The following is a 17718-nucleotide window of genomic DNA, read 5'->3' as shown; positions in this document are numbered from 1 at the left end:
AGGAACTGTGATGACGCAAGTTCAAGCGAAATACCTAAAAGATTACCGCGCACCAGATTATACCATTAGCCATGTAGCGCTTGACTTTGTGTTGGCTGGCAGTGATACCAGAGTGACGGCAACCAGCCAAGTGCGTCGTCTAAATGACAGCGCGACTTCCTTATTACTCGATGGTGAAGCGTTGTCGATTGAGGCCTTGACCGTTGATGGTAACCCTTATCCTTATCAAGTCCAAGATGGTCAACTGTTGCTGGAAAATCTAGCCGCTGAGTTTGAACTGCAAGTGATAACCCGTCTTGACCCTGGGGCGAACTCAGCCCTTGAAGGCCTTTATATGTCCGATGGCGCCTACTGCACCCAATGTGAGGCGCAGGGGTTTAGACGCATCACTTATTTTCTCGACCGCCCAGATGTGTTAGCGATTTACACTGTGCGAGTGGAAGCCGACAAGCAAGCGTTTCCTTATTTGCTCAGTAACGGTAATCAAGTAGAAGCTGGCGACCTTGATGGTGGTCGTCATTTCGTCTGCTGGCAGGATCCGTTTCCAAAACCTGCTTATTTATTTGCTCTGGTAGCTGGTGATTTCGACCTGCTACAAGACAGCTTTGTGACCAAAAGCGGTCGCGAAGTTGCACTGCAAGTTTTTGTGGATAAAGGTAACTTGCATAAATCCCATCATGCGATGGCATCTCTGAAAAAGTCGATGGCTTGGGATGAACAGCGTTTTGATTTGGAATACGATCTCGATATCTACATGATTGTTGCGGTCGATTTTTTCAATATGGGCGCCATGGAAAATAAAGGCCTCAACGTATTTAACACCAAGTATGTGTTGGCCGATACCGCATCGGCAACGGATGATGATTATCATGGCATCGAATCTGTAGTAGCCCATGAGTATTTTCATAACTGGACCGGCAATCGCATCACTTGTCGTGATTGGTTTCAATTAAGCTTGAAAGAGGGCTTAACGGTTTTTCGGGATCAAGAATTTAGCTCAGACGTTGGTTCGCGCGCGGTTAATCGTATCCATGCGATTAAGGTCATCAAAAACCAGCAATTTGCCGAAGACAGCAGCCCTATGGCTCATGCTATTCGTCCCGAATCTGTAATTGAGATGAATAATTTTTATACCGTCACTGTGTATAACAAGGGCGCTGAAGTGATCCGCATGATGCATACCTTGTTAGGTGAAACCGGCTTTCAGGCAGGGATGAAATGTTATGTTGAACGTCATGATGGTCAGGCGGTCACCTGTGACGATTTTGTGGCGGCGATGGAAGATGCCAGCGGCGTCGATTTAAGCCAATTTAGACGTTGGTACAGTCAATCGGGAACGCCCTTAGTCACAGTTAAAGAGGAATATGATGCCGGGGCGAATCAATATCGCTTACATATTTCGCAGCGTACATTGCCTACTGCTGAGCAAGCAGAAAAATGGCCGTTACATATTCCATTTGATCTCGAACTGCTGAGCGCCGAGGGTGAATCGATACTCAATCGAGTACTCGATGTCACACAAGCAGAGCAGACTTTTGTGTTTGATGATCTACCAAGTGCCCCTGTGCCGTCGTTATTACAAAATTTCTCGGCGCCAGTAAAATTGCTCTTTAACTACAGTATTGAGCAGCTGCTCCACTTAATCCGCTTTGCCTCGAGTGAAGTGGCTAAATGGGAAGCATCGGTGACGTTATTTAGCCAGTCTGTGTGGCACAATGTGGCTAGCCTTCAAGCGGGACAAAGCATGCACATCGACAGCCGTTTAATTGATGCAATAAAAGGCTTATTGCTGGAGCCGGATCTCGATCAGGCCTTACTGGCCGAAATATTACATTTTCCCAATCTGTCGACCCTGATTGAGCAAGTCAATGAGGCCGATATCGATGCCTTGTCGATGGCGCGTACATTTGTGCTTGAAGAGATAGCCAGTGGCTGTGAAGATGAGTTACTGGCTCGATACCGAGAGCTGGCGGCGATTGATGCACCTGCGGCGCGCTCGCTGAAGAATGCGGCCTTGTTATTATTGCTCAATGTGTCAGATGAACATCAAACCTTAGCCGAAAACCAATATCGTCATGCCACTAATATGACTGACAGTTTAGGCGCGCTAACGGCGCTCAATAGTGAAGACAGTGTGCTTAGACAAACGCTGCTAGATGATTTTCAGCAGCGCTGGTCTCAAACGCCACTGGTGATGGATAAATGGCTTACGTTACAGGCCACCTGTGCAGGTGATGAGCGCATCGACGCGATTAAAACCTTGATGCAACACCCAGCTTTTAGCCTGTCAAATCCTAACCGTGTTCGCGCGTTAATTGGGGCGTTTTCGGCGGCAAACTTGGCGGTATTCCATCGTCAAGATGGCGCAGGTTATCAATTATTAACTGATGTCATTATTGAGTTGAATACGCTTAATCCACAGGTTGCGGCGCGCATTATTACGCCGTTAATACAGTTTAAGAAGTTTGATGAGAGCCGGCAGGTATTGATGCAGCAATCATTACAGCAAATACTTGCCCTACCACAACTGTCGAATGATCTGTTTGAGAAAGTGTCCAAGGCATTGGCATAAACTGTTAGCGACGAGGCAGCCTCTGCCTCGTCATTTTTGTTCTTATTATTGTTGACGATATTATGGTCTTTTTCTTTTCAATTTATGTCAGTTACCATGATTTTTTAAATTATTATCAAGGATATGTGGATAAAGTCGAAGTTAAGGAAACTGGGGGGAAAACGCTGTGGATCAATGCCCGTCACTTTCGACCTTTCTTAACAACAGGTGGCCTGTCTGGTCATTTTAGATTAGAGCTCGATGATGCAGGGCAGTTTCGTTCTTTGACTCGCGTACAATAAACTAGAGTGATTACTTCAAACGGGTGATCGTAAATCTCCAGCGTAATCTTTCCCATTTTATAAATATAATTGCCTGTTTATTATTGCTTTTTTGATACACCTTCCTTTTTGTTAATCTCTTGTATCTGCTTATTTAAATCGTGCGTTTGAAATGTACGGTTTTATTTAGCTTAAGTATCCAAATATCAAGGTAATTTTCTCTTTTTACACCTTGCTCATCGATAGTAAATGCTGTAACAATGGTGTTACCTGTACGCTAACAAGATGTTGGCTACCATTCCTATAACAAAGAATCCAGCAGGTTACGGAGAAGAGCTAAAATGAAAAATCTTAAAAATGGCTTTAATAAGTCAACGCTTGCTTTGGGGATTATTGCAGCGTTGAGCATCACAACTACGCCACTTGTTCAGGCGGTGTCGTTTGATTGGGGGGAAGTGCAAGGTTCGTTTGATTCAACTTGGAGTGCTGGCGCAAGTTGGCGAGTTGAAGAGCGAAACTGGGATGATCATATTGGTAAAGTGAATCACCCGCGCTTCGACTGGTCAAATTATTCCGCGTTTAACAATACCAAATATTCTTCAGCAGAGATCTGGGCTCAACCCGGCTCATATTCCAGTAACGGCGACTTGAGTAACATGCTCTATTCTCAAGGCGACGTTACTTCAATGGTGTTTAAAGGCCTACATGAGCTGTCGTTACAATATAAAAACTATGGTCTGTTTGCTCGTGGCATGTACTTCTACGATCAAAAGGCCAATGACGGCAGTTATGGTTACAGTGACCCATTAACGGGTAAAGAATATGATCCTTGTGCCGACTCCGAGGCCTCTAAGGTGCAATGTAAAGATGTGCGCCTGCTCGATGCGTTTGTTTACGGTAATTTCGATTTTAATGATGGTGCTAACCCGCTAACAGTTCGAGTGGGTAACCAAGTCGTGTCGTGGGGGGAAAGTACCCTGATTGCCCACGGTATCGGTGTGATTAACCCGGTGGATTTGAATATTCTTAATGCTCCAGGGGCTGAATTAAAAGAAGCCTTTAGGCCACAGGGCATGGTGTGGGCATCACTGGGGGTTACCGATTTTCTGTCTGTTGAAGCTTTCTACCAATATGATTGGGAACCAGTATGGGTGCCAACGCCAGGCTCGTTTTTTTCCACCAATGACTTTGCCGGTTATGGTGGCTATGGTCAAAATGCGCAGCTGGGCTTTAATGCTAACCCAGACATGAATCTCGATTTTATTGTCTCAGAATACAATAACTTGTTACAGATGATGGCTTCGGGGCAATATGATGCCGAGACCTTAGGGAAATTGGCTTTAGCGTATCCGACCAAAGCCACTCTAGTTAAAGATCAAGCCAGTGCCAGTGATTCAGGACAGTACGGTGTTAAGTTTGGTTACTATGCGCCAGAATTGGGTGAAACTGAATTTGGTTTGTATTACATGAACTACCATAGCCGCCGTCCTTTGATCAGTGGCACCGCGGCTAATTTTACTACCGAGGCGATTGGGCGAGACTTAGCTAAGCTGGGCGCCGTTGCTGCTGCCGGAGGCACAGTCGATCGTAACACCTTATTAGGGCTAGAAACCTTTTCTAAGGCACAAATTGAATATCCTGAAGATATTCAGCTTTATGGCTTCAGTTTTAACACCTTGATTGGTGATACGTCCGTTGCGGGTGAAATAGCCCATCGTCAAGATGAGCCGCTGCAAATTGATGACGTTGAACTCTTATTTGCCGCCATGCCTCAGCAACTCGCCAATGCCGGATTACGCCCTGATTTAGACGGTATATCGCAAATTGAAGGTATAGGCTCAGGCGAGTCAGCCAAAGGGTATATTCTGCGTGATACTACTCAAGCACAGGTTACCTTTACGCATTTATTTGGCCCTACTTTAGGCACCAGTAACTTAACCATGTTAGCCGAAGTCGGTGGTGTGTGGATCCACGATATGCCTGGCTTTGATGAGCTGCGTTTAAATGGCCCTGGCACGGCTCGTTCAGGGGGAAATCCTGATATGCCTGGCATTATCGAAGCCCTGCATAACGGCCCAGAAACCAATCCGTTCCCAACTGATTTTTCATGGGGTTATCGAATTGTAGCCAAGGCGGACTACAACAACTTGTTTGCGGGTGTGAACATGGCACCGCGCATTATCTTCTCTCATGATGTTAAAGGGATAACCCCTGATCCTATGTTCCTATTTACCGAAGGTAAGAAAGCGGTCGCTATCGGGGTTAACTTCGATTATCAAAGCCGTTGGGGAGCCGATTTCTCCTATAACTCTTTCTTTGGTGGTGTAGGCACGACTAATCAGATGTCTGATCGTGATTACGTGTCATTTAACATCAAGTATTCAATCTAATTCACAAGGACAATAACGATGAAGAAATTAGCCATATTGTCAGCTGCTGTGATCGTTGCATTGAGCGCCCCTGCAGCCATTGCCAAAGTATCAGAGGCCGACGCGGCCAAATTAGGCACATCATTAACGCCACTTGGCGGCGAAAAAGCGGCTAACGCAGATGGATCTATTCCTGCGTGGGATGGTGGTATCACGAAAGTGGTCGCAGGTTTCGAAAAAGGGATGCACCATCCAGATCCTTTTGCTACTGATAAAATTGAATTTACCATCACTAATGCTAACAAAGATAAGTACAAGGCAAATCTCACCGAGGGGCAACTCAAACTGTTTGAGCTCTATCCAGACACATACAAGATGAATGTGTATCAGACTCGCAGGACGGCTTCGGTACCACAATTTGTCTACGATGCCACCAAGGCCAACGCGACTCGTGCCGAGTTAATTGCCGACGGTAATGGTATTTCCGGCGCTACGGTTGGGATCCCATTTCCAATTCCGCAAAATGGGTTAGAAGCTATCTGGAACCATGTATTGCGTTTTCGTGGTGTGGACCTTGAAACCTCGCGCAGTCAAGCAGCACCTACGGCCAGTGGCAGTTATACCTTGGTTGAAACTGCTGAAGAGCTGCGTTTTGAATATTCACGTCCAGAAATGACCTTAGATCAGTTAAAGGCCTCCAATACACTGTTTTATTTCAAGCAGGTAGTGACACAGCCAGCCCGCTTAGCAGGTACGGCGTTATTGGTTAAAGAGACGATGGATCAAGAAGCCCTGCCGCGCCAAGCCTGGACCTATAACACGGGCCAGCGCCGAGTGCGTAAGGCGCCCAATGTCGCATTTGATACACCAGGCACAGTATCTGATGGGCTGCGTACCACAGATGACTTTGACATGTTTAACGGCTCGCCTGTGCGTTATAACTGGGAGTTAATGGGTAAGAAAGAGATCTATATCCCTTACAACGACTATAAGTTGCATTCAGATAAGCTCAAGTATGATCAAATCTTGCAGGCAGGTCATATCAACCCTGAGCATGTTCGCTGGGAAAAACACCGTGTATGGGTCGTTAAGGCGCAGCTCAAAGAGGGGATGCGTCATATCTATAAAACCCGCGTGTTTTATATTGATGAAGACTCTTGGCAAGTGTCGTTAACCGATATGTACGATAACCGCGATGAGTTGTATCGCGTCGGCGTAGCTCATGCGATTAACTACTATGAAGTGCCCACCTTGTGGACCACCTTAGAAGTTATCCATGATCTGCAATCGCGTCGTTATCTTGCTATGGGCTTAGATAACGAAGGTCGTATGTATAATTTTGATGCACAGTTGAGTGAGGCAAACTTCACTCCAGCAGCACTACGACGTGCGGGTATTCGTTAATCACCAATTAGGGAGAGGCCAAAAGGCCTCTCCATTACAAAAGGAAGTTTGTATGTCGTTTAGCATGCTTCGACTGGCCGTGTTGTCTGTGTTGCTTACCTCGAACATAAACACAGTGTGCGCCGAGACCGATATCAGCTCATCCATTCAACCATTAGCCGTGCACTCCTTAGTATTAGACTCAACGCTCAAGGCTGACACTGCCGTGGCGGTTGGTGAGCGCGGGCATCTGTTTATATTTGATGACAACTGGCTGCAGCGTCCATCACCAACTCAAGCCCATTTAACTAAGGTTTATCTGCTTGATGGCAAGCTTGGCTGGGCAGTGGGTCATGATGCCACGGTATTACACACCCAAGATGGCGGGCTTAGTTGGCAGGTGCAGATGAGTTCGCCTGAGATAGAAAAACCCCTCATGGATGTGCTGTTTTTCGATGAGCTCAACGGCATTGCCATTGGGGCTTATGGCATGTTTTATCGCAGTAAAGATGGCGGCAATGCGTGGGAGCCTGAGTTTCATGCTGAGCTGTTATTTGAAGAAGATATTGCCTACCTTGAAGACTTAAAAGCCGAAGATGAAGCCTTATACCTCAGTGAACGCAGTACCTTGCTGCCCCATTTTAATCGCGTGGTACAGCTTGATGATTCGCGTTTATTAATGGTGGGTGAGTTAGGCTTAGCGGCGGTCTCAGAAGATAAAGGGATCAGTTGGCAGCGGCTCGATTTTCCTTATGACGGCTCCTTATTTAATGCTTTGGTGACAAGCAAAGGTGTCTACGTTATGGGGCTGCGTGGTCATCTGTTTAAGAGCGAGGATGGAGCAAATAGTTGGCAAGAGATAGCACTGCCGATCCAGTCGACCTTAAATGGTGGACTCATCGTCGATGATAACAAGATAAGGCTCGTGGGTAATGCTGGCGTGATTATCGATGTTTATCATGATGGTTCTGTTGCAATGGTCGCACAACGCCAAGGTGAAAATCTGGTTACTATTAGTCGGGATACTCATGGTAAACAATGGGTTGCGGGTACAAAAGGTTTCATTGAATTAAAACAAGAATAATAAGGCCCTGACATGTTAGATAAAGTAGTTAATGGATTAGAGTCGTTCCTTTTTAGGCAACGGGGATTGGTAATTTTTGCGTTTGTAATGGTGACACTCTTTTTGGGCTTTCAAGCCAGCCATTTACGCATGGATGCGGCATTTATTAAAAACATTCCGCTTAACCACAGTTATATGCAAACCTATTTAAAGCATCAAAAACAATTTGGTGGCGCTAACAACATTATGGTGGCAGTGGAAGACACCAGCGGTAATATTTTTAATGCCAATTTTTTTGATTCGCTAAAGCAAGTACATGATCAACTGTTTTTTATTCCAGGTGTTGATCGGGCGCAAGTGAAGTCGTTGTTTTCTCCTTCGACTCGTTTTACCGAAGTGGTAGAGGACGGTTTTGCCGGTGGACCGGTGATCCCAGCTAATTTCTCTACCACGCCCGAAGGGCTAGAAGTCGTGCGCAGTAATATCGAAAAAGCCGGTATCGTTGGCCGTCTTATTGCTGAAGATTATTCTGCGGCGATGGTCACTGCCCAATTAATGGACTTTGATCCCCAAACGGGCGAGCCGTTAGACACCTTAGCCTTTGCCACTCAGTTGGAAAAAGAGCTACGCGAGCAGTATGAAAATGAACATATTAAAATCCATATCATCGGTTTTGCCAAAATGGCCGGTGATGTTGCCGAAGGGGCTAAAGGAGTTGTGTTGTTCTTTTTGATTGCCATTTTGGTGACGGCAATCATGGTTTACCTGTTTTCAAAATCAGTCAAATTGACCCTGCTGCCATTAGCGTGCAGCTTGGTGGCTGTGGTGTGGCAATTAGGTTTATTGACGGTTATGGGCTTTGGTCTTGATCCTATGTCGATTCTGATCCCGTTTTTGGTGTTCGCTATTGGAGTTAGCCACAGCGTACAGATGATCAATGCGGTACGCCGCCGAGTGGGTGAGGGGGAAACCACTAAAGCCGCCGCTGCGCTGGCTTTTAGAAGCTTGCTAGTGCCTGGTGGCATTGCGCTGTTGTCCGATACTGTGGGTTTTATGACTCTGCTGGCCATCGACATCGGTATTATTCGCGAACTGGCGATATCGGCATCACTGGGTGTAGCGGTCATCATCTTAACTAACTTGATCTTGTTGCCTTTATTAATCTCATATACCCAGGTTAATCCGTTAGCGGTTAAGCCCCATGCGGGCATAGATAAGCTTTGGTTACGTTTATCCTATTTTGCCACGCCCAAATTCTCTGTTGTGGTATTAGTGCTAACGGTGATCTTGTTTGCTGTTGGTTTGCAACAAGCCAATAAAATGAAAATTGGCGATTTGCAAGGCGGCGCACCAGCGCTGCATTTTGACAGTCGTTATAATCAAGACACCTTCTATATAACTGATAAATTTTCGGTGACCACAGATGTGATGACCGTTATCGTTGAGGCATTTCCAGAAGCGTGCACTTACCATGATGTATTGATACAAATCGATCAGTTTGAATGGTTAGCGGCCAATACCCCAGGGGTTGAATCAACGGCAAGTTTGGCATCGATTGCTAAGCGGGTTAACGCCGGCTTTAACGAGGGCAATCCCAAATGGCAGGTGCTGCCGCGTACCACTGCGAGTCTGGTGCAAGCGGTAGGGCAAATCCCCACCACATCGGGTTTGCTTAACGGAAATTGCTCGGTGATGCCGGTTTACCTGTTTTTAACCGATCATAAAGCCGAAACCATAGAAGTGGTTATCGACAAGGTCAAAGCGTTATCGGCGCAAATGGATAACGAAAAAATCAGCTTCAAATTGGCATCTGGCCCTGTAGGGGTGATGGCTGCAACCAATGAAGCTGTTGCCGAAGCGCAGCTACCCATGATGTTGTATGTTTACGGCGCTGTATTTGTGCTGTGTTTGATAAGTTTTCGCTCATTAAGGGCAACGGTTGCGGTGATTTTACCCTTGTATGTGGTATCGACCTTAGCGCAGGCGTTAATGACTCAGCTGGATATTGGTCTTGCAGTTAGTACGCTCCCCGTCATTGCATTGGGGGTGGGTATTGGTGTCGATTATGGTATTTATATCTTATCGACCATGGCTGTGAAGCTACGTGACGGCATGCCGGTGCAAAAAGCGTATCATCAAGCGTTAATCGAACGAGGTAGTGCGGTGATCTTCACTGGCTTAACGCTGGCGATTGGGGTGAGCACTTGGTTTTTCTCGGCGTTAAAATTCCAAATGGACATGGGGATCTTGCTGACATTTATGTTTTTAGTAAATATGTTAGGTGCCATAATTATTTTACCGGCGATAGGGGCAGTATTCTGGCGAAACCCAAAGCAGTAATGTATTAGGAGAGCAGATGCTCTCCTTTTTTTTGCATACTTTTTGAATAGTTACGCTAAGATTTCGATTGTTTTTTCATCTAATGAGATTAAACCCTGTGAGCGACACAATTTAGCAGGATCTACCACTGAAATAATCCTCGAAATATGGCACATTTAGTAATAGACTTCGCGCTATGACCTAGGTCACATTATTTGGCCCGTCATATGCTCTAGCATCCAGATAATTAAGAAAAGCGCTGCCATAGACCCTAAAGGAAACAGTAACATGGCCTTGAAAGATGCAATGCCTTCAGTATTACTTGAAAATGTAGTTAACCTTATTCACTCAAAAGTCCCTAATTCACAAGCTAAGCAGGTAGAGCAGTTCGCCACTTGCATTTATGCACATATGTCAAAAGATGATTTGCATGCACGTAATGATAGCGATCTTTACGGTGCAGTACTCAGTCTTTGGAATGTGGCTAATAAAACGCCAGTGGGTGAAACTCACATCCGCGTATTTAATCCAAGTCAATCTAAACATGGCTGGAAATCATCTCACTCTATTATTGAGGTGATCCATCCAGATATGCCGTTCTTAGTTGATTCGGTAGGCATGGCTCTTAATCGTATGGGTATCACTACCCATATGATGCTGCATACGCCGCTCACGGTGCAGCGAGATAAAGACGCTATTGTTAATGTTACCTATGGCGATGATAAAAACCAAAAATCAGAAAAAGTCGCTGTATTTCTTATCGAAATTGACCGCCTTAGCAGTGACGAAGATATCAAGAATTTAGAGAAAGAGATTGCTTCTGTATTGGGTGATGTGTCGGCATCGGTTAACGACTGGCAGAAGATGTCAAACAAGTTAACCAGTACGATTAAAGAGTTAGCCACCCGTCCTTTCCCAGGTGAAAAACGCGATCTTGACGAGGCGATTAACTTTTTAACGTATTTGAATAATCATCATTTCACCTTGCTCGGTTATCGCCGTTATAGCCTCAATAAAGTTGAAGGTGACTTAGAGTTGGTGCCCGATAATGACACCAGTTTGGGCCTAATGAATGTGCCAGGTAAGCCTAAGTCTAACAGAGGTTTATTGTTGTCAACTCTGTCTGATACTGCCCGTAAAGAAGCCCTCGATAAAAGTTTGCTTATTTTAACTAAAAGCAGTGAAAAGAGCCGTGTACATCGTCCAGCCTATATCGATTATATCGGTATTAAACGTTTCGACAAAAAGGGCAACGTGATTGGTGAAGATCGCTTTATCGGCCTGTACGCTTCTAACTTGTATAATCGCAGCCCACGTGAGATCCCCCTCTTAGCAGAAAAAATCCAGCGGGTACTTGATGCCTCAGGTTTGACAGCTGGTTCTCATGATTACAAAGCCTTAATGCATATTCTTGAGACGCTGCCGCGTGATGAGATTATTCAAGCACGTGAATCAGAATTGGCCAGCATGGCGCGCGGCGTACTTGAGATGCAAGACCGTGACAAACTTAAATTGTTTGTGCGTAAAGATGGCTATGGCCGTTTCTTATCTTGCTTGGTTTATGTCTCAAAAGATCGTTATAACACCAAATTACGTGAAGATACCCAGCGTATTTTGGCGCAACATTTTAATACTAATGAAGACGTTGAATTTACGACTTATTTTTCAGAGTCAACGCTGGCACGTACTCATTACATTGTTAAAGTAGATAATAATAATACGGATGTAGATGTGGCTGCTATTGAAAATAACCTGATTGAAGCGGCGCGTTCTTGGGAAGATAAACTCAGTAGCGCATTAATCTCGGCACAAGGTGAAGAGTCGGGTAATCGCTTACTTAAGCGTTATATCGATGCATTTCCACGTAGTTATAAAGAAGATGCTTTGCCTAGCTCTGCCGTGGTTGATATTGAACACCTCGAAGCGCTTGATGATGATCACAAATTAGGCATGCTGTTTTATCAGCCGCAAGAAACTGCACTAAACGACAATAAAGTTAGGCTTAAACTGTTCCATAAAGATGAGCCCATTCACCTGTCGGATGTGTTGCCTATGCTAGAAAACTTCGGACTTCGAGTGATTAACGAACGTCCATATGAAGTCAAAACGGCCGATGGTGCCACTTTCTGGATTCTAGACTTCTTGATGACAGTTCAAGGAGCCGCCGTCGATAACTTGGCTGATAGCCAAGATAGATTCCAGACCGCGTTATCACAAGTGTGGAACAAAGAATTAGAAGATGATGGCTTTAACCGTTTAGTGTTAGCGACGGGATTAACGGGACGCGAAGTCTCAATACTGCGTGCTTATGCTAAATATATGCGTCAAATTGATGCTACCTTTAGCCAAGCCTACATTGAGCAAACCTTTAGTGGTTATCCACAAATCGCTGATTTGTTGGTTAAAATGTTCATTCGTAAGTTTAATCCTAAACTAAAAACACGTACATTGGCTAAGTTTGTCGAACAGATCAATCTGCGCCTAGATGATGTGTCTAGCCTAGATGATGACCGCATTATTCGTCGTTACCTAGACTTAATTAACGCAACATTGCGCACTAACTTCTATCAAACCTTGGCTGATGGTAGCAATAAACCATACATTTCGTTTAAGTACTCTCCAGAACTTATTCCTGAAATGCCACGCCCATTGCCTAAGTTTGAAATTTTTGTTTACTCACCGCGGGTTGAAGGCGTTCATTTACGGGGTGGTAAAGTGGCTCGTGGGGGGTTACGTTGGTCGGACCGCCGCGAAGATTTCCGCACTGAAGTGCTGGGTTTGGTCAAAGCACAACAAGTTAAAAACACAGTGATTGTGCCTGTCGGGGCGAAAGGTGGCTTTGTCTGCAAGCAACTGCCAAGCGAAGGTGGTCGTGATGCCATGTTTACCGAAGGTCAAGAGTGTTACCGCTTGTTCATTCGTGGTTTGTTGGATATCTCTGACAATATCATCGAAGGTGAAGTCGTGCCGCCTGTCAATGTGGTTCGTCATGATGAAGACGACCCATATTTAGTGGTGGCTGCCGATAAAGGCACCGCGACCTTCTCTGATATTGCTAACGCTATTTCAGAGGAATATGGCTTCTGGTTAGGCGATGCGTTTGCATCGGGTGGCAGTAACGGTTATGACCACAAGAAGATGGGGATCACCGCCCGAGGTGCATGGGAGTCGGTTAAACGCCATTTCCGTGAGATCGGTATCGATTGTCAAACCACCGACTTTACCTGTTTAGGTATAGGCGACATGGCTGGTGACGTGTTTGGTAATGGTATGTTGTTGTCTGAACATACACGTTTAGTCGCTGCATTTAACCATATGCACATCTTTATTGACCCAACTCCTGATGCTGCCTCTAGCTATAAAGAACGTGCCCGTTTGTTTACTTTGCCTCGCTCGAGCTGGGAAGATTACAACCCAGAGTTGATTTCAAAAGGCGGTGGCATTTTCTTACGTAGTGCCAAATCCATCACCTTGACCCCAGAGATCAAGACGATGTTGGATACCAAAAAGGCATCGATGACCCCTAATGAGCTGCTTAAAGAGCTGCTGAAGATGCGGGTTGATCTGATTTGGAACGGTGGTATCGGCACTTATATTAAAGCATCAAGCGAAACACATGCCGAAGTAGGCGACAGAGCTAACGATGCACTGCGCGTTAATGGCGGTGAAGTGAAGGCGAGTATCGTCGGCGAAGGCGGCAACTTAGGTTGTACCCAATTAGGACGTATTGAATATGCCGCTGCCGGTGGCCGCATTAATACCGACTTCGTTGATAACGTCGGTGGAGTGGATTGCTCAGATAACGAAGTGAATATCAAAATCTTACTTAATGCGTTAGTGGCAGAAGGTGAGATGACATTGAAGCAGCGTAACCGCTTATTAGTCGAGATGACTGACGAAGTAAGCCGTATTGTACTGCAAGATTGTAAAGATCAAACGCGCACCATCTCTGTGACTCAGGTACGTGGTGCCGAGCAACTGAAAGAGCAAATTCGTTTCATTCATTATCTCGAAAAAGAAGATAAGCTCGATAGAGCATTGGAGTTCTTACCTTCAGATGATGAGTTAGCCGAACGTCTGGCCAATGGTAAAGCCATGACACGTCCAGAGTTATCAGTGCTGGTGGCTTACGCGAAAATGGTGCTTAAAGAGCAATTATTGACTCCAGAAATTACCGAAGATAGCTTCTTGAGTCAGTTGTTAGTTGAGTATTTCCCTAAGCAACTGCAACAAAATTACACCGAGCGTATGGTAAACCATCCACTGCGTGCTGAGATTATTGCCACTTCATTAGCCAACGAATTGGTTAATGATATGGGGCTTAATTTCGTACAACGTATGCAAGATGAGACTGGTGCCTCAGTAGCAGAAGCTGCCATTTGTTACACTATGGCGCGTGAAGTGTTTGGTTTAGCAGAATTAACTAAATCTATTACGGCACTTAATGGTGTGGTACCAGCAGTGGTTCAAGGTGAGATGTTACACCAACTACGTCGTAATTTACGCCGCGCATGTCGTTGGTTCTTACGTCACCGCAGTCGTAACCAAGGTATTGAGCAGACGGTTGGCCTATATAGACCTGTATTTGAAGCGCTGCGTGAAAATGTGCATCAATATATGGTTGAAGATGAAGTCAACGAAATTGGTGCTGAAATCGCTGCGTTAGTCAAAGAGGGTGTGCCTGAGAAAGTGGCCACTGATGTGGTTAACATGAGTACTTTGTTCTCTGCATTGGATATTTCACAAATTGCTCAACTTGAAGATAAGCCAGTCGCCTTAGTGGCCGAAACTTACTTTAAGCTAGGTGCGAAAGTGGAATTGCATTGGTTCCTGGATCAAATTAGTGCTCAGCCTGTGGCTAACCATTGGCAAGCATTAGCTAGAGCCGCATTTAGAGAAGAGCTTGATTGGCAACAACGTGCGCTTAGTTCGGTTGTACTACGCACCTGTACCGACAGTTGTGAGGCTGACACCATTATTGCACAGTGGATCGAATCCAATCAGGGCTTATTGGAAAGATGGTTCCACATGCTTGCAGACTTTAAGACATCGCAAACCCACGAGTTTGCTAAGTTTTCAGTCGCGTTACGTGAGCTGAACCTGTTGATCCTTCATTGTGAAGGTCAATCGTAAAATTTATAATAATAATAAGCCCTGGCAATAGCCGGGGCTTTTTTCGGTCTAGGAGAATGCATGTTTTACAAAATTGCACAAAAAGTCATGTTTCAGATGGATCCAGAGAAAGCACATAATCTGGCGATTAATAGTCTGAAATCTACGGCTAATTCACCGCTTAATTGCTTCTATGCACAGCAGATTGAGCCTGCTCCCGTTAAGTTTATGGGGCTTACCTTTCCTAATCCTGTCGGTCTAGCCGCTGGGATGGATAAAGATGGTGAATGCATTGATGCTTTTCATGCAATGGGCTTTGGTCATATTGAAGTCGGCACCGTTACCCCAAGGCCACAACCGGGAAATGAACAACCTCGTCTTTTCAGATTAAAACCCGCTAAAGCCATCATCAATCGTATGGGCTTTAATAATAAAGGGGTCGACAATTTAGTCGCTAATTTAAAAGCGGCAAAATCAGGCGCCATGGTTGGGGTCAATATTGGTAAAAATAAAGACACGCCAGTAGAGCAGGGCAAAGAAGATTACCTTATCTGCATGGAAAAAGTGTACCAGTACGCAGCTTATATCGCGGTTAATATTTCATCACCCAACACCCCGGGCTTACGTTCATTGCAATATGGTGATTTACTTGATGATCTATTGGGATCGCTCAAAGCTAAACAACAGGATCTTGCTAAGCAGCATGGTAAATACGTGCCGATCGCATTGAAAATTGCACCCGATCTGTCATTAGAAGAGATCGAAAAAATTGCCGACTCATTAATTCGTAATGAATTCGATGGCGCAATAGCGACCAATACCACGTTAACTCGCGATGGTGTTAGTGGTTTAGTTAACTCAAACGAAGCTGGTGGATTAAGTGGTAAACCATTGAATTCATTGTCTACAAAAGTCATTAAACAACTTGCAGACTGTCTTAAAGGGAAAATTCCAATTCTAGGGGTTGGTGGTATTAACAACGCGAGCGATGCTATAGATAAACTCGATGCGGGGGCCACTATGCTACAAATTTATTCTGGGTTTATTTATCGTGGTCCAGAATTAATTAAAGAAATTGTTGATGCTTACCGAATTAAACACAAATAATGATCCTGCCGGGATCTAAGATCTGGTGCGATCGATATTATGATCGCGCCAGATCATTATAACGTATTGTTATCTATATTATAATCATGAGATTTTTTTTGATATTGGATGAAATATCATCTATTATCCGTCTGTATTGACAGTAATTAGGTACACGTTATGTTATTAATGCCACAAAGGGATTGGCAATGGATATATAACGACGCGTATGGAGTATTAAGCGTTTCGTTAGGCTCGGATATGGAATTTCTGACTCCCTATAAAGTAAAATTGCTCATTCCTGACGCATTAACGGCGATGCAGTTCAATGTTGAGCATGCGAAATTCTATATTGAATTTGTTGAGCGTCTGTCTAAAACGATGACTATTGCAGATGCTGTTAAAGTTCAGTTAGCGTTAAATGCGACAGCGGCTCATTATTTATTAAAACCACAAATGCCAAAGTCGTGGTTTTTTGATACATCGGCGATTTGTGTTTACAGCGAACTGGCTAAAATATTTCAACTCAGATGTCAGGGTGTTAATGTTGATGTTATGGTTGTTGAAAGTAATATTCAGGCATCGCTAGTGATGTTGTTATCGCCAAATCTCTTGCTGAGTGACACTAAGCAACTACAACAGTTTGAATGCATTAAAGTGATGAATGATAGACTACACCCAGTAAAAGCGAGTAGACAAATCGCTGCTGCTTAAGGTATCACTTATGCTCCCGTGCAACTCTCTTTGCGTTTTGTATTAAGTTTTAAATATCACGATAGGGGCCTCAAGCCCCTTTTTTGATCTCCTTTGTAAGGTTCGACCTTTTATATTTACTATGTAATTAACTGTTTTAGTTATGACTTATCAATTGTGCTTGTTAATGGTGGAGTAAATTTAGACTGGCGCCAAGATAATAGGAAGCGAGATTGATTAGAGTCAATAAATATAAGGGAGATTTAATAGAGATAAGAAGTAGATATTTTAATAAAGAAGGCAATTATTTTAATAAAGAAGGCAATAAAGGATGAAAGTGGGGGAGTTAATTGGTCCAATGGAAAGTTAACGTGTGAGCTAATTATCTAAAAGTGCAGAGTAGATTGGGGTATACTGTTTCATCTGGCGTCCGTACTTATCAAACGCTGTAGTGTTTTAATTCTACTACTCAAGAATTGGTTGCGGGAGCCGGATTGCTTTTTTGAAAGCTTATCGACGACCTTCGCTGCTTATATAAAGTGCTGAGCCCGACGAGCTACCATACTGCTCCATCCCGCGTCCGTATGTATCAAACGCTGTAGTGTTTTAATTCTGCTACTCAAGAATTGGTTGCGGGAGCCGGATTGCTTTTTTGAAAGCTTATCGACGACCTTCGCTGCTTATATAAAGTGCTGAGCCCGACGAGCTAGCATACTGCTCCATCCCGCGTCCGTATGTATCAAACGCTGTAGTGTTTTAATTCTGCTACTCAAGAATTGGTTGCGGGAGCCGGATTTGAACCGACGACCTTCGGGTTATGAGCCCGACGAGCTACCATACTGCTCCATCCCGCGTCCGTAT

At 44.6% G+C, this 17718-nt stretch carries 9 protein-coding genes and 1 tRNA gene; 9 read left to right on the top strand and 1 reads right to left on the bottom strand.

The genetic code is table 11. The features are described from left to right. Positions 1–10 precede the first annotated feature (10 nt). From pepN to DVO77_RS16380, 9 genes are all read left to right on the top strand, one after another. Complete coding sequence (gene pepN / locus DVO77_RS16420) at positions 11–2572, top strand: aminopeptidase N (protein WP_119979061.1); 2562 nt, start codon at positions 11–13, stop codon at positions 2570–2572. A gap of 62 nt (positions 2573–2634) precedes the next feature. Further along, positions 2635–2853: a DUF2835 domain-containing protein gene (locus DVO77_RS16415; RefSeq protein WP_119979060.1), complete on the top strand. Its 219-nt coding sequence runs from the start codon at positions 2635–2637 to the stop codon at positions 2851–2853. Positions 2854–3173: 320 nt separating this feature from the next. Beyond that, on the top strand, positions 3174–5222 hold the full coding sequence (locus DVO77_RS16410; RefSeq protein ID WP_119979059.1) for a DUF1302 domain-containing protein: 2049 nt from the start codon (positions 3174–3176) through the stop codon (positions 5220–5222). Between the two features lie 18 nt (positions 5223–5240). Then, positions 5241–6605 (top strand): DUF1329 domain-containing protein, encoded by a 1365-nt coding sequence (locus DVO77_RS16405; protein WP_119979058.1) that lies wholly within the window; start codon positions 5241–5243, stop codon positions 6603–6605. 52 nt (positions 6606–6657) lie between these two features. Next, a complete protein-coding gene (locus DVO77_RS16400; protein ID WP_119979057.1) occupies positions 6658–7668 on the top strand; it encodes a WD40/YVTN/BNR-like repeat-containing protein in 1011 nt (336 codons plus the stop codon). A gap of 12 nt (positions 7669–7680) precedes the next feature. After that, on the top strand, positions 7681–9987 hold the full coding sequence (locus DVO77_RS16395; RefSeq protein ID WP_119979056.1) for an efflux RND transporter permease subunit: 2307 nt from the start codon (positions 7681–7683) through the stop codon (positions 9985–9987). A 267-nt stretch (positions 9988–10254) separates the two neighbouring features. Beyond that, on the top strand, positions 10255–15099 hold the full coding sequence (locus DVO77_RS16390) for an NAD-glutamate dehydrogenase (RefSeq protein WP_119979055.1): 4845 nt from the start codon (positions 10255–10257) through the stop codon (positions 15097–15099). Between the two features lie 60 nt (positions 15100–15159). Further along, positions 15160–16185, top strand: coding sequence for a quinone-dependent dihydroorotate dehydrogenase (gene pyrD, locus DVO77_RS16385; protein WP_119979054.1), 1026 nt, complete (start codon positions 15160–15162; stop codon positions 16183–16185). A gap of 159 nt (positions 16186–16344) precedes the next feature. Continuing rightward, on the top strand, positions 16345–16878 hold the full coding sequence (locus DVO77_RS16380; protein WP_110458921.1) for a cell division protein ZapC: 534 nt from the start codon (positions 16345–16347) through the stop codon (positions 16876–16878). 756 nt (positions 16879–17634) lie between these two features. Here the strand turns inward: DVO77_RS16380 and DVO77_RS16375 are convergent. After that, positions 17635–17711 (bottom strand) — tRNA-Met (locus DVO77_RS16375). Between the last annotated feature and the right edge of the window lie 7 nt (positions 17712–17718).

The sequence above is a fragment of the Shewanella algidipiscicola genome (genome assembly GCF_003605125.1).
GTDB lineage: Bacteria > Pseudomonadota > Gammaproteobacteria > Enterobacterales > Shewanellaceae > Shewanella > Shewanella algidipiscicola.
Note: the sequence above shows the minus strand (reverse complement) of the source record. Positions and strands in the feature narration are given on the sequence as shown.

What these genes read in the sequence shown, in the direction of transcription:
- pepN (WP_119979061.1), top strand. Translation starts at nt 11, where the DNA reads ATGACGCAAGTTCAAGCGAAATACCTAAAAGATTACCGCGCACCAGAT.
- DVO77_RS16415 (WP_119979060.1), top strand. Translation starts at nt 2,635, where the DNA reads ATGGTCTTTTTCTTTTCAATTTATGTCAGTTACCATGATTTTTTAAAT.
- DVO77_RS16410 (WP_119979059.1), top strand. Translation starts at nt 3,174, where the DNA reads ATGAAAAATCTTAAAAATGGCTTTAATAAGTCAACGCTTGCTTTGGGG.
- DVO77_RS16405 (WP_119979058.1), top strand. Translation starts at nt 5,241, where the DNA reads ATGAAGAAATTAGCCATATTGTCAGCTGCTGTGATCGTTGCATTGAGC.
- DVO77_RS16400 (WP_119979057.1), top strand. Translation starts at nt 6,658, where the DNA reads ATGTCGTTTAGCATGCTTCGACTGGCCGTGTTGTCTGTGTTGCTTACC.
- DVO77_RS16395 (WP_119979056.1), top strand. Translation starts at nt 7,681, where the DNA reads ATGTTAGATAAAGTAGTTAATGGATTAGAGTCGTTCCTTTTTAGGCAA.
- DVO77_RS16390 (WP_119979055.1), top strand. Translation starts at nt 10,255, where the DNA reads ATGGCCTTGAAAGATGCAATGCCTTCAGTATTACTTGAAAATGTAGTT.
- pyrD (WP_119979054.1), top strand. Translation starts at nt 15,160, where the DNA reads ATGTTTTACAAAATTGCACAAAAAGTCATGTTTCAGATGGATCCAGAG.
- DVO77_RS16380 (WP_110458921.1), top strand. Translation starts at nt 16,345, where the DNA reads ATGTTATTAATGCCACAAAGGGATTGGCAATGGATATATAACGACGCG.